The organism is Hufsiella ginkgonis, from assembly GCF_009834915.1.
Taxonomy (GTDB): Bacteria; Bacteroidota; Bacteroidia; order Sphingobacteriales; family Sphingobacteriaceae; genus Hufsiella; species Hufsiella ginkgonis.
In genome coordinates this window covers 645168-666634 of the sequence record NZ_WVHS01000003.1, presented here as the reverse complement: position 1 = coordinate 666634, position 21467 = coordinate 645168, and the positions used below count along the sequence as shown (strand labels likewise).

General features: G+C 50.8%; 11 protein-coding genes. 8 read left to right on the top strand and 3 right to left on the bottom strand.

Annotated features, from left to right (window positions below; translation table 11 throughout):
- Window positions 1–23: 23 nt before the first annotated feature.
- Window positions 24–3101 (bottom strand): sensor histidine kinase, encoded by a 3078-nt coding sequence (locus tag GS398_RS15185; RefSeq protein WP_160907627.1) that lies wholly within the window; start codon window positions 3099–3101, stop codon window positions 24–26.
- Between the two features lie 777 nt (window positions 3102–3878).
- On the opposite strand from GS398_RS15185, the gene GS398_RS15180 reads away from it, so the two are divergent.
- The 4 genes from GS398_RS15180 to GS398_RS22880 all read left to right on the top strand — a co-directional run bounded on the left by GS398_RS15180 (window position 3879) and on the right by GS398_RS22880 (window position 13447).
- The gene (locus GS398_RS15180) at window positions 3879–4628 is read left to right on the top strand and encodes a LytR/AlgR family response regulator transcription factor (protein WP_160907626.1); all 750 of its coding nucleotides are present in this window, start codon (window positions 3879–3881) and stop codon (window positions 4626–4628) included.
- A 486-nt stretch (window positions 4629–5114) separates the two neighbouring features.
- Complete coding sequence (locus tag GS398_RS15175) at window positions 5115–6002, top strand: ABC transporter ATP-binding protein (protein WP_160907625.1); 888 nt, start codon at window positions 5115–5117, stop codon at window positions 6000–6002.
- A gap of 21 nt (window positions 6003–6023) precedes the next feature.
- Entirely contained in the window at window positions 6024–9668 is a 3645-nt protein-coding gene (locus GS398_RS15170; protein WP_160907624.1) for an ABC transporter permease/M1 family aminopeptidase, read from the top strand.
- A gap of 92 nt (window positions 9669–9760) precedes the next feature.
- Entirely contained in the window at window positions 9761–13447 is a 3687-nt protein-coding gene (locus GS398_RS22880; protein WP_160907623.1) for a two-component regulator propeller domain-containing protein, read from the top strand.
- Between the two features lie 78 nt (window positions 13448–13525).
- Here the strand turns inward: GS398_RS22880 and GS398_RS15160 are convergent, their stop codons facing one another.
- The gene (locus GS398_RS15160; protein WP_160907622.1) at window positions 13526–14887 is read right to left on the bottom strand and encodes a L,D-transpeptidase; all 1362 of its coding nucleotides are present in this window, start codon (window positions 14885–14887) and stop codon (window positions 13526–13528) included.
- 670 nt (window positions 14888–15557) lie between these two features.
- Here GS398_RS15160 and GS398_RS15155 point away from each other — a divergent pair.
- Both GS398_RS15155 and GS398_RS15150 read left to right on the top strand, forming a co-directional pair.
- Window positions 15558–16067, top strand: coding sequence for a hypothetical protein (locus GS398_RS15155; protein ID WP_160907621.1), 510 nt, complete (start codon window positions 15558–15560; stop codon window positions 16065–16067).
- Window positions 16068–16413: 346 nt separating this feature from the next.
- Complete coding sequence (locus tag GS398_RS15150; protein ID WP_160907620.1) at window positions 16414–18033, top strand: sensor histidine kinase; 1620 nt, start codon at window positions 16414–16416, stop codon at window positions 18031–18033.
- A gap of 26 nt (window positions 18034–18059) precedes the next feature.
- On the opposite strand, the gene GS398_RS15145 is transcribed toward GS398_RS15150, so the two are convergent.
- On the bottom strand, window positions 18060–19355 hold the full coding sequence (locus GS398_RS15145) for a carboxypeptidase-like regulatory domain-containing protein (RefSeq protein WP_160907619.1): 1296 nt from the start codon (window positions 19353–19355) through the stop codon (window positions 18060–18062).
- Between the two features lie 181 nt (window positions 19356–19536).
- Between GS398_RS15145 and GS398_RS15140 the strand changes: the two genes are divergently transcribed.
- Complete coding sequence (locus GS398_RS15140; protein WP_160907618.1) at window positions 19537–20820, top strand: sensor histidine kinase; 1284 nt, start codon at window positions 19537–19539, stop codon at window positions 20818–20820.
- Between the two features lie 2 nt (window positions 20821–20822).
- Entirely contained in the window at window positions 20823–21446 is a 624-nt protein-coding gene (locus GS398_RS15135; RefSeq protein ID WP_160907617.1) for a response regulator transcription factor, read from the top strand.
- The last annotated feature ends 21 nt before the right edge of the window (window positions 21447–21467 follow it).

The following is a 21467-nucleotide window of genomic DNA, read 5'->3' as shown; positions in this document are numbered from 1 at the left end:
AACTATGAACGATAGACACGATCTTATAACTTAAGCCTGATAATAATTAATGTCCCTGCGGCCATCCCGCTGTCGTCTTTCTTGTCAATAACTTCGATAATGCCATCTTTTTCATTGGTATTATTATACAGTTTTAGCCTGTTCGTAATCAGGTTAAGGCCCTGTGACTGATGCGGTAATGTCAGGGCCGACTTATTCGATTCCGATCGTTTCCGGCCAATTCCATTGTCCTCTACCGCACAGTACAGGAACCCTGATCTTTTTTCGATCCTGACGGTCACTTCTCCGGGTTTCTGCAGCGGAAGTACGCCATGCCAGATCGCATTTTCGATAAGCGGCTGCAGCAGCAATGGCGGGACCATAATGGTATTGGCATCGATCGTACTATCGATAAAAAAGTGGAAACTAATCTTATCGCCAAAACGGATGGATTCGAGCTGAGCATATAATTTACAGGTCTGGATCTCCTCTTCGAGGGAAATTTCCTGCTGTACGTTGCTGATCTTATTTCGCACCAGTTTGGAAAAAACGGTAAGGTAATGGATCGCTTGCGGGTTTTGGTTCTCCTGGATAAGCGCTTTGATCGAATTCAGGCAATTGAAAATAAAGTGCGGATTCATCTGCGCACGCAACGCCTGTGTTTCCAGTTCGATTACTTCCCGTTCAAATTGGTGTTTTTGCTTTTCCTGTCTCCTGATCTGCTCAATACGCCAACGGATCGCCAGGTAGGCGACGACGATCGCCATAGCCGCCACGATAGACAGGAACCACCAGGTGAGCCAGAACGGCGGCGTGATCTCTACCCGGAGCTTTTTCACGTATGGGCTCCAGCTCCCGGTTGTATTGGTCGCATTGATCTCGAAAACGTAGCGTCCGGGCGCCAGGTCGGTATAACTGGCGATGCCGCTGGCCGTCTCTACCCATTGTTTGTCAACACCGGTCATCCGGTAACGGTATCTTAATTTTTCGGGCATATTGTATTCGAGTGCCGCAAAATCAAAAGTCAGGAAGTTTTGCTGGTAAGATAAAATAAGTGTTCCTGCACCGTTTATGCTCTCCGAAAGCGGGGAACCGGGCAAGCCGTAATCGGCGTCCTTATTGTTTAGTTTAAAACCGGTGAGCGCCACTTCCGGGTTGAACGTGTCGTACACTAACGTTCGCGGATCAAAGACGGTGTAGCCCTTGGTCCCTCCGAAAGAAAGCCTTCCGTGAGGCAGCTTTAAATAGTGGAACTGGTTAAACTCGTCGATGATCAATCCGTCGAGCGAGGTATAGCTTTGGACCTGCCTGTTCCGGGGGTTGAAGGCGAAAACTCCCTTATTGCTGCTGCACCATAAGTTGCCGTCAACAGGGATGATCGCGTAAACGGTATTATTCGGCAATCCATCGTTCGTCGTATAAATATGGTACTTCAGGGTATGCTTGTTTAGCCGGATCAGCCCGCCGCCCAGGGAGCCGATCCATAATATACCGGGATCTGCCGGATCGTTCGCCAGGGTGGTCAGGTCGCTTGCCGGCAGAATGGTATTAAATTCACGGGTAGCCTGTTTCGCCGCATCGTACCTGAGCAGCCCCAGCGAGGTGGTGATCCAGAATACCTGCTCACCGTCCATTACCATGCTGTTTACCATGCGTAATTTGTCCATCGCCTGCGCTTTTACCCGGTGCCGGATGGTGGCTGTACGGGTCAGGGTGTCTAATTCCAGGAGCCTTAAAAAGAAATCGACGCCCCATAGTTTACCGGAAGCGCTTAATGCCAGGCTATTTATCCGCGTATGCTTGCCGGGCGTATCCGTGTAGCGCCAGTTATCGCTTACCAATTGCCCGTTACTGTAGTAGCACAAGTTGGGAACAGCTGTAGGGTCAGGCCCTGCCCTGGTCATCCAGATCCGGCCATGATGATCGTCGCTGACCCAGCGGAACAAGTAGGGATTGACCTCTGAAAGCGGGGAATTTCGCAACGCGGTGGTGTTTACGTCCAGGTAAATTCTTAACAGGTCTTCCGGGAAGCTTGTCTTATACTGTTCCAGGGTCATCCGGGGTAAGCGGAGGTCGAGCTGCCGCAGGTCATAACCATTGGTACCGATCCAGAGAACGCCGGAGCGATCGTACAGCATGGAAACGATCCCTTCCCGGGGGAACGGGCCTCTCTCCTTCCATAGCACCAGCCTGTTATCCGGCGTAAGAATATAAATCACACCGTCGAAATCGAAAATCAAGTTGCCCTTTTCGTCAAATGAATGGAAAGACGGCAGGTACAACTTCATGAACGGCATCGGTTTTACGATAAAATTCCGCCCTGCCGCCTGGTAAATGATCAGCCTGCTTTCGTCGATAATGATCCAATCCCCGTTTTTTCGCAGGACGGGCGCATTATCTTTCCAGCTCCGGCGGTTATTATACAAATGCGGTTCATCAAATGTATAGGGTATAACCTGTTTAACTTTTCTTTCCGTGGTTATCCTGATCAGCGCGGTATCGGTAACCAGGAACACTTCTCCTGCTGAGGCGGCCATCCCGGTGATCGGGTTGCTACGCATGCCCGGTACGATGTCCGGGTAAAAACGCATACGGTGTTGCTGAAGGTCCGCTACGAATATTCCACCCTGGTCGCCCAGCAGCCAATAGACATACGGCCCGGTCTGGATGATACCGTTGGTTGTTTTTACCGACCGGAACGCCTGCTTGTAAACGGGATCTTTTGTGAAATGTACCAGGTGCTCGGTTGTGGTGTTTAAGATATCGATGTCTCCATTCTGGTAATGTATCCACAACTGATCTGCCTGGTCAAGGAAAAAGCTCACGATCACGTTGGCGGAGAGGCTCGCAGGGTTACCGGGAATGTTCCGGAATACTTTAAAACGTCGTCCGTCATATCTTGCCAGGCCGTCCCGTGTACCGATCCAGATGAATCCATGCCTGTCCTGTGCCAAACCGCTTACATACGACTGGGGAAGCCCGCCGGCAACGGTAAGCCTGGGCTTTTCGAAGGCAATTGCCGGCTGGGCCGGGCAGACGGCGGAAAGAAAGAGCAATACCGTACCGCTCAAACATGCGATCCATACGATGATACTGGAACAGTTATGAACGGGCTTTTTCATTATAAGATACCTGCATACTAACGGACGAATAAGTATAGCGATAAATATTTATTTATGTTTTTTGACGGGTTTTCATTCGCCTGGTACGGCTCTGCGCAAGTATAAAATAGTCTAACAGCTTGACGTCGCCGGTGATCACTACTGATGAAGGCTCATCTTTCCAATTCCTGTTTCTCTTTTGGGCAATTCAAATTTCCCGAACCGGCAAAAAAAATGGTCGTTCCGATTATTTTTTTATTTCAGGCATGCTCTTTTTGCCGTCGCTGCCAGTTCCGGGAAGGCACTCGGAAACATCGTCTTTGGCTTACCTAAAATAGCCGGAAACAGCAAGAACGCCTTTTTATTGATTAATCGGGATATGCCATCCGTAAACCCATACCGCCCGATTGTTGGTCGTGGTTTTTCAGTAGCCGTTATCCGGTTTCACTAAACCGGCAATTACAAGCCCGTGCAGGCTTTCTACTCCGCTTAAGGAGCTGCCTGTGTATCTCCGGCTCATCGCCGGAATTTCGTTTGGCCAGAAATTTCGTACTTACCCCAATAGCTCATAAATTCCATGTACGAAACGCCGCATAGCTTCGTCCTGCCGATCCTGCCGGTTTCGTAAAGCTGGCGCGATAAGCTGAAGTGTGTCCTGTTTGCGAGGTGCGACTTTCTTCTTTTTAACTAAATTAGCGGGGGGGCGGAGCGGCTGCAGGTTACCATCGGTGAGGCCATGCGCTTTACACCCTTCCTGCGCCAAATCGCCGACTTATTCGTAAATTAGCCCGATACGGAATGAGAGCCATCATCATCGACGACGAACCGCATTGTATTTCCTCGCTGAAATATGATATCAACCTGTTTTGCCCGGAGGTGGAAGTGATCGATGCCTGCCACAACGGCCACGAAGGAATATCATCTATCAAAAAGAACGATCCTGACCTGGTTTTTCTCGACATCGAAATGCCCGCGATGAACGGTTTGCAGATGCTCGATCAACTGGGCGGGAACATCCCGTTTCAATTGGTGTTTACTACGGCTTACGATAAATTTGCGGCCCAGGCGTTCCGGCTGAGTGCCGTGGATTACCTGTTAAAGCCCATCGACACCCACGATTTGATGGATGCCGTTTCAAGGGTAAAGCTGCGCCTTAATCGCGATGTCTCCCGGCAGTTCGATAACCTTAAATATAATTTCGGTCGTCCATTTGCCGAGCAACGGGTGGCTTTTCCGCACCGGGACGGCTATGATTTCGTAAATGTAAAGGATATTGCCTATTGCCGGGCGGATGGTGCGTATACCACGGTTACCATGGCCGATGGGAAAAGCACGCTCTTGTCTAAATCGTTGGGAGAGGTAACGGAGATGCTCCCGGTAAAGCTGTTTGAGCGTATCCATCATTCTACGCTTGTAAATATCCAGTTCATCACTCAGTTTATAAAAAGAGACGGGGGGTATGTGGTTATGGGAGACGGCGTTAAACTGGCCGTCTCCAGGTCAAAAAAAGACCGTATACTTTCCCTGCTTGGCCTGGAAAGGTGGTGATCAAAGCTGTTCGCTACTTCATTATCAACTTGCTGCGAAACGCTTTTTGAATAGAGTCGTGGTAATTTCGCCCGGTACAGCAATTAACCAAAGGCGGCGGCCGGTATATCGTTATACATTCCAGGTTGATAACAAGCCGCTGATAACGCAGGATCGATAGGAGCAAACGGCAACCCTTGATTTAATATTCCGACCGACTGTTAACCCGTACCGGACAGTTATGCACTCAAAAGTCCAGGTTATACAAAGACGCTGGTATGCTACCCGGCAATTACTATTTTTAGAACAAAAGGCCACACGGCGAAATATATTCACGCTGGTTTATTAAGCTGGTTTATTAATATGACTATCCGTTTAACTATGATGACCGGAGAGGCTTAAGCCCCCCATTAAATAACGTGTAGCCCTTAAGCCGGGGATAAGGATCCGGGATGCGCACCGGGCATTAGCCCATTACTGTAATTTAATCATTTTGAATAGCTGACCATGCAACTGATCATCTCATCTCTTTCCAAAACGTATCCGAACGGCGTTAAAGCCCTGAACAACGTTTCCCTAACCGTTAACCAGGGCATGTTTGGTTTGCTTGGACCGAATGGCGCCGGCAAATCGTCGCTGATGCGTACCATCGCCACGCTGCAGGAGGCAGATTCCGGAACGGTAACGCTCGACGGCATCGATGTACTTCATCAAAAACAAGAAGTGAGACAATTGCTAGGTTACCTGCCGCAAGACTTCGGTATTTATCCCCGGATCTCCGCGGAGCAAATGCTGGGCCATATCGCCCGGTTAAAAGGTATCGGTAAGAAATCGGAACGAAAAGAGCTAGTAAGTGCATTACTCGAAAAAGTGAACCTGGCCAAAGATAAAAGAAAGAACCTGGGCACTTATTCCGGCGGGATGAAACAACGGTTCGGCATCGCGCAGGCGCTGATAGGCAACCCGAAATTGATCATCGTTGATGAACCTACCGCCGGCCTCGATCCCACCGAACGAAATCGCTTTTACAACCTGCTGAGCCAGATCGGCGAAAACACGATCGTTATACTTTCCACGCATATCGTGGAAGACGTACGTACGCTTTGCTCCGACATGGCCATCATTTGCCAGGGCGAGCTGCTGTATACGGGCGGCCCCGATGCGGCATTGAGCGAACTTGATGGTAAGATCTACAGCAAAACCATCCATAAAGACGAAATATACCTGTACAGGGAAGACCATAAAATTATCTCCACACAATTGAAGGGCGGACAATTGAATCTCCGTACCATCAGCGATACGGATCCCGGTTACGGGTTCGTGCAAGTACCGGCAGGGCTCGAAGATTTCTATTTCAGCCGTATTGCCGAAAAAGCAGACGTAGTTACCCTGTAGTCCTCATTTAATTCCTCCATCATGTTTTGGCAGATTTTCACTTTCGAGATCAGTTACCGTCTGAAACGGCCGGCTACCTACCTCTACTTCATCGCTTTTTTCGCCATCGGCTTACTGTGTTTCAGCTCAGGCTCCACACCCGCCACCGAAAAAGTATATCATAATTCGCCGGTAGTACTGGCACAGTTTATGGCCATTTTCAGCATGGTAATGATGCTGGTCTGCTCCGCGATAATGGGCGTACCGCTCTACCGCGACATTGAACACAATACCAGCGGGTATTACCTCTCCTATCCTGTTTCGGAAAACGGCTATTTTTGGGGACGTTATTTAGGTTCTTTCATCTTTGTCGTTCTCATCGGCACTTCGCTGATGTTCGGCGCTTATTTCGGATCGCTCCTCGGACCCGCTTTCGGCTGGGTGCCTGCCAAGCGCATCGGCCCCAACCACCTGGTTAATTACCTGCAGCCGTATCTTTGCATTGCAGTCCCGAACCTGTTCCTGGCATCGTCCGTTTTCTTCGGGCTGGTGGCCATAACACGTACCGTAAAGGTGATCTACGCAGGCAGCGTTCTTTTATTTATCGCTTATTTACTGTCTAATTTCCTCGTTTCCGACCTGGAGAATAAAGACCTGGTACGATTGCTCGATCCGTTCGCGGTAAATACGCTCGATCTGGAAATCCGATTTTTTACCCCCGCAGAACGCAATACCCTGCTGGTGCCGGTCAAAGGGCTATTTTTATATAACAGGCTGATCTGGTCAGGCATCGGCCTGCTGCTGCTCCTCGTTACCCGGTTCACGTTCAGCTTCCGGAACTTCTTTGGCGGGAAGCTGCGTAAAAAGATCGTGGAGGAGGTCGCGGTCGGTAAAACCTATATCGCCCGGCTTCCCCCTGTAAGCATCAGTTTCGCAGGCGGTTATTACCGGAAAGTGATGCTGAACATGGCCAAAATCGAATACCTGAACATTACGAAAGATGTTTATTTCCGGGCTATCCTGCTTGGCGGGGTGGTTTTCCTGGTGATCGACTACTGGATCGGCGACCTGACCTACAGCGTGGGAACTTACCCGCTCACGGTAAACCTCATGGCTTACAAAAGCTATAATTACATGCTGTTCATCTTTATTATCCTGATCTTTTATACCGGCGAAACCATCCACCGTGATAAAACCACGCGGTTCGCTACCATCAATGACGCATTGCCGATGCCTGATTGGGTGCTATACGGCTCCAAACTGCTCGGGTTATCGGCGCTGGCGCTGTTGTTATCGACCGTACCATTGGTATTCGGTTTACTGGTGCAGCTGTTCAAAGGCTTTACAGACTTCAATTTCCCGGTATATTTTACCGAGCTCTACCTCATCACCTTTCCCCAGATGATCCAGATGATCGTGCTCTCCTTTGCGGTGCATGTACTGGTGAACAACAAGTTTGCAGGGCATGCCGTCGGGATCCTCATCTGGGTACTCATGTTCATGCTCAGGAATTACGGGGAAATGAATTATAACCTGTTTTTCTTCTCGTATGCGCCCGGTTACACCTGGTCTGACATGGACGGCATCGGCCATATGGCCAAACCGGTGTTCTGGTTTAATTTTTACTGGCTGCTGTTCGGCGGATTATTACTGGTGATCGCGGCAGCGTTCTATACCCGTGGCATCGTCACTTCAGCCAAAGAACGTTTAGCTGTGGCCCGTGCGCGTTTTCATGGTGCGATACGCATAGTTGCGTTAACGTTGCTGGTCGGCTTCCTGAGCGCAGGCGCCTACATTTATTATAATGTAAGTTATCTCAACAATTACCTCACCTCCCGGGAATCTGAAGAGCGGCAGGCTACATACGAGAAAACGCTTAAGAAATATGAGAACCTGGAACAGCCTAAGATCACTTCCCTGAAAATGAACACCGACATCTTCCCCGAAGAACGCAAGGTGCTGCTTAAAGCGTGGCTGAAGGTGGTGAACAAATCGCCGGTAATCATTCCTGCCCTTCATCTAGACGGTACGGGCATCGAAAGTTACGAGGTAATTTATAACGGGAAAGCCATCAGGGCAAACTATCCGCTCATTTATAAACGGGGCAAATTCAATCTTTTCAGACCCGCTAATGATACCGCTAAGTATCGCATATACCAGCTTCCGGCGCCGCTTAAACCCGGTGACAGCGCTTTGGTTGAGATCAATTCGGTGTCGGCATACAGGGGATTTACCAACGAAATGAGCGGAACGGATATCGTTTATAACGGAACGTTCTTTGCCGTGGGGTTACCCTCGATGGGTTATAATCCAGATGGTGAACTGATAAGTGATGAAAAACGGAAAAAACATAAGCTGCCGGAGAAAAAAGACGAGTACCCGCCGCAGAATGATCCGAAGGGAATACGCACCCTGCTTTTTAACGACGATGCCAACCTGCTAACCTACGACATTACGGTAAGCACTTCAGGCGACCAAACCGCCGTAGCGCCGGGCTCCCTGGAGAAAAAATGGCAAAAGGACGGCCGTAACTATTATCATTACGTTGAGGATATCCCGGTAGACTTGTTTTTTGACGTGGTATCTGCCCGCTATTCCGTGAAAAGGGCGCAGGCGACTAATTATGGGAGGACTCCTATAGATCTTGAGCTGTACTACCAGGCTAATCATTCTAAGAATACCGATCGTTTCCTGGGCGCCTACAAAGACGGGATCGGATATTTCTCTAAAACTTACGGGCCGTTCCAGTTTAAGCAAATGCGCCTGCTCGAGTTTCCCAAATACCGCGCGTTCGCACAATCCTTCCCCAACACGGTATCGTATGCGGAGGGGTTTGGCTGGACGGCCGATTTCAGCGATGTAAATAAGTTCGACTATGGTTATTTCGTTACCGCACACGAGCTTGCACACCAATGGTGGGGTCACCAGGTGCAGCCGAACCGTACGCGCGGTTCGAACCTGGTATCCGAATCCCTGGCTGAATATACCGCCCTGATGCTTACCCAGCGTAAATATGGAAAAGACAACATGAAACGCTTCTTAAAGGATGAATTGGACCGCTATTTAAGCGGCCGCGCCAATGAGTCCAAAAAGGAAAACGTATTCGTTAATTGTAACCGTCCCTATCAATGGTATAACAAAGGTTCGCTTATTTTATATGGCCTGCAAGACCTTATCGGGGCCGATACGCTGAATAAAGCGCTCAGGGAATTCAGGGACGAATATGCCGGACGAACGGAACCGCCTTTCGCGGGAAGCAAAGACCTGTACCGGCACATTGAAAAGCACGTACCAGATAGTGTCAGGTATTTCCTGGACGACACCTGGAACAAGATCACCTTATACGAAAATAAGGTATTGAGCGTGACCTCGAAGCCAACAGGTAAAAAGGACGAGTACAAGGTAACGCTGAAAGTAAGCACCAGGAAGTTCTATGCAGACAGCGCCGGGAATGAAAAGCCCGCCGCCAGGATGAACGATTACATCGACATCGGTATATTTGCAGCAGAAAGCAAGGACAAAACAGGAAGAACGCTAACGGTGCCGCTGGCACTGAAAAAATACAAACTGACCGCCGGAACGCATACCATAGAAGTGATCGTCAAAGGAAAGCCGGTGAAAGCAGGGATAGATCCGTATGTGAAACTGATTGACAGGATCCCTGATGACAATGTGAGCGACATTTGAATGGGCCGATCCCGGTGAAAAGAGTATAATTACGCCCTTTTCCAAACTTCGGATCTCGTATTTTTACTGATAACCGGCAAAGACGTTACGTTGTGTCGCCTCAATTCCTTACCATGAAACGCATGCGCATTCCGGCGGTATTGGTTGCTGCCATTCTTATTTTAAGTGCTTCCTGCCGGCAAGGCCGGACCGGAAGTGAAGTACTTTTAACAGACCAGCAAAGCGTTCCCGCCGTACGGGCTATTCACTTCGGTAAAAATCAGCCGGTATCATGGACTGTCAAACACCTGGGCGACCCAGGCAACCTCCCGGTCCGGCCGTTCTCGTTGGAAAAGCTCCCGTCGAAACCCTTCGATGTGGGTGGTGAACGGCCCCTGGATTCTACGGCAGCGGCCAAACCGCTCGACCTCCGTGCGTTTCCGGAATCGGCATTTGACCTGGAGAAGGTCCCGGCAAGCGCCCTCAGGTTTAAGTCGGTAGCGCTGCCTCCTCCCGCGAAGGTGAAGGCCATGTCTCCCAAAGGCAGAACGGGCTCGTTTCGCGGGATGATACAGTTTGGCACCGACGAAGGGCTTGCCGGGTCGACGATCATTTCCACCTGCCAGGACCGCTATGGCCTGTTATGGATCGGCACCGAAAAAGGCGTATCGATATACGATGGCGAAAATATCGAGTCGTTCTTATTGGGCACGAGCCGCGACAATACCGTGACCTGTATCTACGAAGATAAAGCCGGAACGATCTGGATCGGAGACTATAACGGCGGCATTTATGTATTCGACAGGACAGCCCGCCTGTTGAAGAAAATAGCAGGTGACGTACCGGCGGCGAGTGTCATATTATCCGCCAGCGAAGATGCGCAAGGCAGGATATGGTTTGTAAGAGCAGGAAAGGAGGTCGTGATCGTCGACCCGAAGAACCGGGTGGTACGACGGCTCAGCAAAAAGAACGGGCTGAAGCACGACGTAGTAGGCCAGGTATCGGTCGACCCGTCCGATCGTGTATGGATTTGCTCAGAAGACGGTACGAATGTGATCGACCTGCGCAGGCGTATGCTCATGAACATCGATCTTCCCGGTGAGGAGTACATCTATGCCGTCCGGAACGACGACGGAGCCCTTTGGCTTGGGACGTCCGCGGGAAAAGTATATCATACCGACCGTGCACGGATCCATGCGCTGCCGTTGCCGCAGCGTTTCGGCGATTTCATAACGACGTTTACCAAAACACGGAACGGCGAACTCTGGACAGGAGACACGAACGGCAATATCTTCGTTTATTCCCCCTCGCGCCGCACAGTAGAGCAGATCTCGGTTGGCACGGCAGTCTCGATCCTTGGCCTCACCGAAGACCGGCAGGGGCAGGTTTGGGTATCGCTTGCCGGCCAGGGCGGAGGATACGTGGTGAAGCGACAGGAAGGAAAGGCCGGCAATTTCAGCCGCGCCGAAGGATTGACTGACAATAACGTATGGGAACTGCTGGAAGATACGCGCGGAATGATCTGGATGGGCACTTACAGCGGGATCGACATCTACGACCCTCATGCGAAGAAAATTCGCCACCTGGGCATGGAACAGGGCTTGAGCCAGTTACGCTCGACGAAGATCGTGCAGATCGGCGACGAGATATGGGTGGGCGGTAGCGGCAGTACGCTCGATATCATGGACATGAAAAAGGGAACGCTCCGCACGTTAGGGAAGCCGAACGAATTGAACATCACCTCTGTGGCCTGTCTTCTTCTCGATTCAAAAGGCAGGATCTGGATAGGCACCTACGACGGGAAGGTACGGGTGATCGACCGCGCCTCCGGTACCGTACGGCACCTGTCCGCCGATCTGCCGGGCTCCCTGGCTTTCATACAGGAAGACGCCGCCGGTTTCTTTTGGATCAGCAGCCGCGATAAAGGGGTTTACCTGATGGAGCCTGGCCTTCAGCGGATGCGTCATATCGACACGACGGGCGGGCTTGTAGGCGACAATGCCTCCGGATGGATGGAAGACGATGAACGGAACGTCTGGCTCACGAGCGAGGACGGCCTGCAGCGGATCGATGCGGCGCGGAAATTGTCGGTCGTGCTCGGAACGGCGAACGGCTTGCCGAAAAAGGAATCGTATTCGATCGCCCGGCGGGGAAAGCTGATCTATGTGGGTACCGTGGATGGCTTGGCCGTGGTCGGCCCGGTTCCGCCGGAGGAGACGAAATCGCCCTGGCCGATACGCGTATACAAAAAATCGCAAGGCCTTTCGCACCTGGATTTCAACCAGGGCGCATTGATGTTCACCCGTGGAGGGCAGTTGTACGCCGGCGTGGAACAAAGCCTGCTGGTAATGGAAGAGCCGCCCGCTGACACGACCGTGCCGGCACCGCAGATCAGCCAGCTCGATATCCTTGGCAAACCGGTGTTCTTTCTCCCGCCGGCACCGGCCGGGGATGAAAGACTGCGGGATACCGTCCGCAAAGCGGGCTCAGATTCGGTAATAATGGCCAAAGAACTTTTCGACGCCCGCCTGAAACCGTTCCGGGAGCAGGGTATTTCCTGGAAGAACGTCGGCGGGCCGTTTAATATGCCGGGAGAACTGGTATTGCCATACGATCAGAATTACCTTGCCTTTCACTTTACGGGGATGCAGCTCAGCAATTCCGACAATGTTCGCTACCGGTATATTCTCGAAGGGATAGACCAGGTATGGAGCCAGCCGGCCGCCCAGGAGGTTTCGGATAGCTACCGTGACCTGCCACCCGGCCATTATACTTTCAAGGTTTCTGCCAAAGGTTTCAATAATACCTGGAGCGCGCCGGCGATCTTTAATTTCACGATCACGCCACCCTGGTGGGAAACGTGGTGGGCATATGTTTTCTATGCGCTTGCGCTCGCAGCGTTGATCTTCGCGCTGATCGTCTATCGCTCCCGTGCCCTGAAACGGGAGAACAGGCTCCTTGAAGAGAAAATCGCCAACCGTACCCGCCAGCTAAAGGAATCGCTCGACGAGCTCAACAGCACTCAGTCACAGCTCATCCAATCAGCAAAAATGGCTTCATTGGGTGAATTAACAGCCGGTATCGCCCACGAAATACAGAACCCGTTAAATTTCGTTAATAACTTCTCGGAAGTAAGCCGCGAGCTGCTCACCGAGCTGCAGGAGGAGATCGACGCGGGTAACATGGACGACGTAAAGGCCATCGCCGGTAACCTTGACCAGAACCTCGGCAAGATCCATCACCACGGGAAACGGGCCGACCGCATCGTCAAGAGCATGTTGCAGCACTCGCGCAGCAGCACCGGTAACAAGGAGCCAACGGATATAAATGCGCTGGCCGATGAATATCTCAGGCTGAGCTATCACGGATTACGGGCGAAGGACAAAACGTTCAATGCGGAAATGCTGACCGATCTCGATCCTTCGCTGCCAAAAACTAACATTATCTCCCAGGATGTCGGCAGGGTATTGCTCAACCTTTTTAATAACGCATTCCAGGCTACACAAGAGCGGGCGAAAAACAATGGTACCGGTTATAAGCCTTTGGTAGAGGTGAAAACCTGGCAGCGTGAAGACGGAATTTTTATATCGGTGAAGGATAACGGGAACGGGATCCCGGCATCCATACGGGAGAAGATCTTCCAGCCGTTCTTCACGACCAAACCATCCGGCGAAGGGACCGGCCTGGGATTGTCGCTTAGCTATGATGTGATCGTCAAACTGCACGGTGGCAGTATCGAAGCCGACAGCCAGGAAGGCGCGTCCACCGTCTTCCTTATTCGGTTGCCGATTTCTCACTAGCTTTAAAGCTCCGTAAAATCATGCCCCCATCCATACACCGGCATCTTGCCGGGATCTCTCCCCCGCCAATTGAGGCGCCTATTTGCCCTCATCCAGGTTCACCGGGCCAGGATAACCCTTACCTTGCAGGCCGGCAACCGGAACAGCAATCTCTTTCCGGCCTGCTACTGCCCGGGTAACTTTTCCTTTCTTTGCCCGTTCCACCTTGCCTGGAGCGACGCCATCCTTTGTTTTAATAGTGGTGTCCCCGGCTGCCTCGATATTGCCGACGATCGGATTGCCTTGTGAATCCAGGTTCATTTCATTTAAAGCGTTTGTGAGCGCTTCTTTTTCCTGAGGGCTCAGGCTTTGATAGCCGACCCCATAGACCTTCAGCACCTGAGTGGCATTTTCAAGCGTGTTGGTACCGCGTTCATACACATCCCGGTAAATATGCAGGCTCCCGCCCCCGGCTACGATAGTTTCATAGCGAAGCTCAATCAACACCGGCTTCTCCAGTTTAACGGACTGGGTTTTCCTTTTACTTTTTTCAAAGCCCAGTATGCTGTCCATAGACATGGGCTTGCCTGCCAATTGCGTCAGCATGCCTGTAAAATCCTGGACCTGCCCATCAGTCAGGCCTACGCATCCGTGCGAGGCGAAGTTCCCCAATTTAGACACTTCTTTGCCGCCATGAATAAGAGAAGGCATCCCGATCGGGATCTTGATCGGGCCCAGCGGATTGAGCTCACTGCCTGCAGCTACTTTTTTGCCCGCCTGTACTTTCCCCTTTACCCAAGGCTCATCGGGCGGCGTCCAGGTCGGGTTGAAAATAATGTTTTCAGCCCGGCGCATGCCGGTAGGTAACGGGAACTCGGGATAACCGATGCCTACCCGGTAGGTCTTTAGCAATTTGCCGTTTTGAAACACATCCATCCGGAAGGCAGGCGCATTCACCACCACGCGTGTATCACTCGGAACAGCGTTAGGTTGCGTAGGGAATAAGCCTTCCACGTCGCCGCCGGCATAACGTTCAGCAACCAGCTGGTACAATTGATCGGCCTTCTCCTGTCCTAAAATGGTTCGGATCTGCTCATCGGAACGCCTGGTCGCCTCACGTGCGGAACCAAGATAGTCAATCCCATCTTCGCTAAGGTCAGCGACGGAAGCGCTGGCAGCTGTTTTCAATTGCAGGATCTGCTGATCGGTCAGCTGAAGCCTGGATTTCAGATCAGCTTTGAAGCCATCTTCAAAGAACAGGGCATCTAACACGGGGAGCGTAAGCCCGATATTACGGATATTATCGGTACTGGCTTTTTGTTTAACGGTATCCGCCTGTTTATCCGCGGAGCCATTTTGTGTCCTGTTCTGATTGTCGCATCCCGCCAGCAATCCAAGAACGATGCATAACGCCAGACCGATAGCTCTAACGCTGGTACTGTATTTTTTTGATTTATTCATTTAATGATTTCTTTTTGTGATGGATATTCTATTACCAGCGGCCTATGTATGTTATGGCCTGTATCGCACATGTTTTGGTTACAACAGCTATTGGTCAAATAAGTTCTTGAGCGCTCCGGGCAGGTAACGCTGTCTTTTAACGGGCAAAACACGTTATACCATTGTCATGACAGTCTGCAGCAATCGGATCATTCGAAGTATGTCTGCAGCGCTTTAACGGCCAGGCGGAGCCCATGACAAGGTGCCCGGTTCCTGTTTAACTACGGAAAGGGGGGTTGAATAGCTACGTAATTTAAATCACACAAAACAGTATTTTACCGCCGGACCCAAACTAAACACAGCAAAAAGAACGGTAAAAGGACTTCGCCATACTAACGACAGCACCTGTGCCCGATATGGAAATAAGGATAGGCATAATACCGAAACAAATCGCGAAAAATACGGAAGGCGTTCTGAATTTATTCATTGACAGGCAGATCGTTACCGTAGATTTTCCCGGGTTTCCCATAGTAATTCTTGCTAAGTTTACAGCTATCGGCGCTTTCGAAAATCGACGTGCAGAGAAGATCGCGCATTTTACACTTCGCTCTTTCAATGTGCTAAGCTATCTGAGGCTGTGACAGCGGGAAAGAGGCATCAGGCCAATTTGTTAACTTCTTATTCAGATATTATGAACAAAATCGCCATCCGGATCAAGTTGAACTATAAACCGGACCTCCGGCCTCTTATCACCATTTTCAAAAATCTTTGTATCGACGTTCCAATATATATTCTCGAGACGGACCAGTTCTTCCAGGTGGGGTTTGACAGTCTTGAGGAATACTGGGAGATCCAGGACCAGCTGTCAGACCAGTTCGATGATTTTGAGTTCCGGGAAGACGTTGAAAACGGGGAGCTTGTCCGAATCATTATTTACCGGAGCTACAAAAATCCCGGTCACCCGGATCATTCGTTACCCGGGCGGCCATCCCTTACGGTAACACATTTTACTCCAAAAAGAGACGACCACGTATTGCCAATGAACACAAAACTTCGTGTTCTTATCGGCGGTTTTGAAAAGGAATATGAATTGCCCGTAAGCCGGAAGGAAAGAACACCGGCAGCTACGGGAGAATTCTGGGATGATTATCACCAGATTTCAGCGAACATCGTAACTGAAAACAGGCTTAGGGGTAAATAATCATTCAAATGACATTACCGCTGTCATAAAGCTCATGTTCATACCGTAAAGTACTGCTTGCCGAACCCGCTATTAAGATAGAAGAAACCATGATTTTCCGCCTTTAAAAAGAGCTTGCTCAGGCGGGTGGGTTATTCAATTAGATTATAGTGGATTAGTTATTTAATCTTACCTTTGGGAACTGCCCGGCAATAATACAAGTAAAGGCGTCCTGCCTGCTGCTTCCTTCCCTGTGGGAACTTACCGGTAATCTATTTAATTTCCTTCGGTCACCGTTAGACTATGGAACGGCGTTCATAAACTGGCTTTCGGGGCGTTGCGCTCAATTTACGTATCATTCAAAACTATGGAACAGGTAACCGATTTCTTTAAACATCTTTTAGATGCTTCTGACTGGCCCTCACGCTGGCACTGCGGCAGGTGGTCGGCGTTCCATGGATGGCTTTATATCGCCAGCGACCTGCTGACCTGGTCGGCTTATTTCACCATATCGCTGGTTATCGTCAGGTTCATTACCAAGAAGAGCCAAGCCCGCTTTCTCCGGCTTTACATTCTCTTCGCCATCTTTATTATGGCTTGCGGCACTACTCACCTGCTGGATGCCCTCTCCTTCTGGTACCCGGCATACCGGTTGAGCGCGCTGATCAGGTTCATAACCGCGGTGGTGAGCTGGGCAACTATATACCATTTGGTCGGCGTCCTTCCGCTGGCCTTTTCCATGAAATCTTCCGGTGAGCTGCAGGCGGAGATCGAGCTGCGCAAACTCGCAGAGGCCCGGGTCAATGAACTGAACAGTGAGCTGGAACGTCGCGTGGAGGAAAAAACCGCGGAGGTCATCCGCCGGTTAACCGGGCAGAAAGAAGCGGAACTACTGCTCCGGAAATCGGAAGCCAATCTCCAGACCATTTTCGACAATACTGTTACAGGTTACGTCCTTATGGACCAGCAATTGAAGGTAACGGCATTCAACAGGCAGGCGGCGGACCATTCCGGTGAACAGTTCCAGAAGCAGCTGGCAGAAAACACTTACGGGCCAGGCTATTTTCCCCGTTCAAGGCAGGATAAGATAGAAGAACTGATGAATACAGCCATGCACGGCGTGCCGGTTGAATATGAGACGAGTTACCCGCAGCGCGACGGCTCGTTCCGCTGGTTTTGTGTCAGCTTTTCCGGGATCTCCGACGCAGAGGGTACCAACCACGGCCTGCTCTTTTCGGTAACCGATATTAATGAACGGAAACAGGCCGCGCTTGAGCGGGACCGCGTTATCGCTGATCTTATCAGGCGTAACAGTACGCTGGAACAATTTACTTATATCGTTTCCCACAGCCTGAGACCTCCGGTATCCAGTATACTTGGAATCTGTTATCTTTTCAGGGATCTCGACCTCGACGAAGAGGAAAGCGCCGAAATGATGAGTGCCCTTACAGGCGTCACCCGCGACCTTGACAGTATCGTGATCGATCTGAACAATATCCTGCATGTAAGCCAGCCGGATTGTGATGAGGTAACGAACATTTCCTTTAAGCAGTTAGTCGAAGAATGCAAGCTTAGCCTGGGTCCGCTGATCGACCGGGAAAACGCCAGTATCCGTTACGACTTTTCGGCGGCCGGAAGTGTGATTTCTATACAAAAATCCCTGTACAGCGTATTTCATAACCTCATCCAAAACGCCATCCGCTTTAGGCGACCTGAAGCGATCCCGGATCTTTTCATCAGGAGCAGCCTGACGAACGGGCAGGTATACCTTTCTTTTACCGATAACGGCAAGGGCATTGACGTAGAGAAGACCCGTGGCGAGCTTTTTGGGCTTTATAAACGTTTCGACCCGTCGGTAGACGGGCGAGGCATGGGGCTTTTTATGGTGAAAACACAATTGGAAATACTAAATGGCAGCATTACGCTGACCAGCCAACCGGGAATGGGATCGACCTTTACCGTAGCGCTGCCGGGTCCGGCAGTATAAAAATCGATCATCCAAGTGCCGCTAAATCAGGGTTTACTATAATGCAGATTAACAAAAGTTCCGTTAGTGATCTTTTTAACGATGGCGCCACGCGCTAAATTAGCCGTGAAAGTGCCCGAAACCGTTTGATGAATCTGATCGAATGCGGTGATCTTGATAAGGCCGTCTCCGCCAGGGGCATTGCTTTCCCAATCCAGGGGATCAGAAGAAGAATAGGTGGTCTGCAGGGTTATTCTTGATCCTGTGGTTCCGTTACAGGGATAATCGCCTGCCCCGGTCACCTTATTCAATACAAGGGTAATGTTATTGCTATTGCCACTTATGGTCGCGGCCTGCGTCAAGGTCAGCTTACCAGCTGCGTAGCTGCCGGTAATAAGGGTTGTGTTGATCAGGGCGCCATCCTGGTTATACGAAAGCGGGTATGGCGGCGGAATAGTGGTTTGCTCCAGGCTGCCCAGATCCACATCCTGTCCGCTCGGCAGAAATATGCGGATCTTGTTAGGCGCATTTAAACCATTGCCTGCGACCGGGGTAACCGCAATATCATAATAATAGGCGGCATCCAGGCCGGCCACGGTGAAATGCCCGCTGCCATCCGGTGTTGCCGTGTAGGTCTGGGCTGGAAGCGCGCCGTTGAATAAAAATCTCATGCGGGATACCGTAATACTGGCCGCCGCACTTGCGGGAGTTACCGTGCCGCTGATACTGGCGGCGCTCGCCTTTTGAAAAATTATCGTGCCCAGGTCGGTCGTCTGCCCGTTCGTCACCGTAATCGTTTGGCTTGTCGGGGTCACATAACCCGGTACATCCGAAAAGCTGACGATATAAGTGCCCACCTGCAGATATTCTGCTTTGATGACGCCTGAACTGTTGACGCTGTTCCAAAACGTAGAGGTATAGGTGCTGCCTGAGGTGTAGGTGATGATCATGGAGGTGGCCAATCCTGCCGGGCTGAACGTACCGCTGATACCGCCCGCTGCCAGGGAAAAGTTAATATTCCCCATATCGGTATTTTGCCCGGCTGTTACGGTAACGCTCCGGCTGCTTACTGCATAGCCTGGCGTAGGAAGAAAGTTGATCATATATACCCCTTCGGTCACTTCGGGGAACTTAAATGCACCGGAAGCTTCAATTGTGGTGTTATACGTTACGGGTTGGCCGTTAATCGTAGCGCTCGCCGTTACACCGGTAACCGAAACGGACGGCCTGACGACCCCGGAGATGCTACCCTTTGCGGCTAACGGCTGTATCTTATCCCGGCTTTTTTTACAGCTGGATAACCCTACACTTAAGATCAGTAAAATGAGTAATAGTTTTTTCATAGGTAAACATGGCTTGACTGGCACAACGCGATACCAGGAATCAATTTGTCGTATAACGATTTGATACTTGGCAAGCTCATGGTCGGCTCTTTCCGGTGAGCTCCCGCCTGTTTACAAAATTAATGGCCATTCACGGCTCCGGCAATCCCCCAATTTGCGGTATTTTGATCACCAAACACGCTTGAAATACCTGAATGACTATCTTAGCCTGATGACGTTCGACGATGCCGTTAATTACTGTATGCCCGCGGAACTGCGGGACAACAACACCCACCCGCGTTACCAGGAGTTCCGTGTGATCGTCAGTTCCGCGCTGATCGCTTTACCCCTGATGCTCCTGTTCCCCATCTTTGTCTATTACATGGGTAAACCCATCACAGGTTACCTGGTCAATGATTTGCTCAACGTCTTTGTATTGATATCTATCCGTGCCTGGGGCCATTACCGCATCCCGATGACGATATCAGCGCTGGCCTGCTACTGGATCATGTACGATTTCGTCGCCGATTCCGGACTGATCTATTCCCCGAATGTGGCCATTATTCATATGTACCTGCTGGTTTCGATCTGGGTAGACAAAAGATGGGGCTGGTGGGCCATCTTCGGTAACCTGGGGCTACTCGGATTTCTATACTACCGGACGCTGCATGCCGGGCTGCCGCCGCCCGTCGGGTCGATATTGGGCGGCCCCTTCTATGCCTTAGGCATGAATGGTCTCATTACCCTCTTCTTCGGCGGCTTCCTGGCCTACCTGCAGATTGACCAGGAAAAAGACCGGGCCAGGTTCCGAGCCCTGCAGGAACAGAAGATCGGCCTGCTGGATGAAGCCGTAAAACGGCGTACCGAGCAACTGAATAGCATGCGCGAGAATATCGCTACCGATTTTCATGATGAGACCGGTAACGTGCTCGCGGCGATCACCCGGCAAGCTTCGCTTTTAAAACTAAAATTGAGTCAGGAACATGAAGTACAGCCAATCGTTCATAGCATCATCCAGAACAGCAACGCGCTTTATGCCAGCAGTAAGGATTTCTTATGGCACCTGAACCATGACAGCGACGACCCGCAGGAATTATTCGGCTACCTGACCGGTTACGGGCAACGTTATTATAATCAATTCGATATCGCTTTTTCTTCTAAAACCGAAAGTTGCCATTTGCAGCAATTGGACCCTACCGCGGCACTTAATGTGCTGTTTATTTTTAAAGAGGCGATGACCAACGTCATCAAGCATTCAGGCGCTACTGAAGTGGAATTAACCATGAACTGCCCTCCTGGCAGTGTCGTTTATGCATTAAAGGACAATGGCACCTGGAAGGAAGCGGATGCCGGCACGAAACATTACGGCCTGGCCAATATGGAACGGCGCTGCCTCAGGAACGGCTTCGGCTTTTCGTTATCTAAACAACCGCGGGGTACCTGCATCGGGATCACCGTATGGGTGAACCCCGTTATTGAACTGTAAGAATGGAAAAAAGCATTACGATCATTGAAGACAACAGTAAGATTCGCGAAGGCTTTGCCGCCGTGATCGAGCATACCCCGGGCTACCGGCTGGCCGGGCAATATGGCAGCTGCGAGGAAGCCTTAAAGCGGGTCGCCGGTGATGCGCCCGACCTCGTCCTAATGGACATCGAATTACCCGGGATCGATGGCATCGAAGGGACGCAGCGCCTCAAAAAACTGCTTCCTGAGTGTATCGTGCTGATTATTACCGTGCTGGAGGATAGCGATAAAGTGTTTCGCTCGCTATGCGCAGGCGCCGGCGGTTATATCGTCAAGAACTCTGATGCCGACCAAATCGTTCAAAACATGGCCGAGGCTTTTGCGGGCGGCGCGCCTATGAGCCTCAGCATCGCCAAAATGGTGGTACAGTCGTTTACCCGTCTGCAGGGTTCTCCGCTCTCCGAACGGGAAACCGCTGTACTCCGGGGAATTGCCGAGGGTAAAAGCTATACGAAGATCGCCGTTGATCTCTTTATCAGTAAAGAAACCGTGCGCAGCCATATCAAGAACATTTACCAGAAACTGGCCGTCAACAGCAAAGCGGAAGCCTTAAAGATCGCCGGCAGCAATAAATGGATCGGCTAAATAGCTAAGTATCCGTAAGAT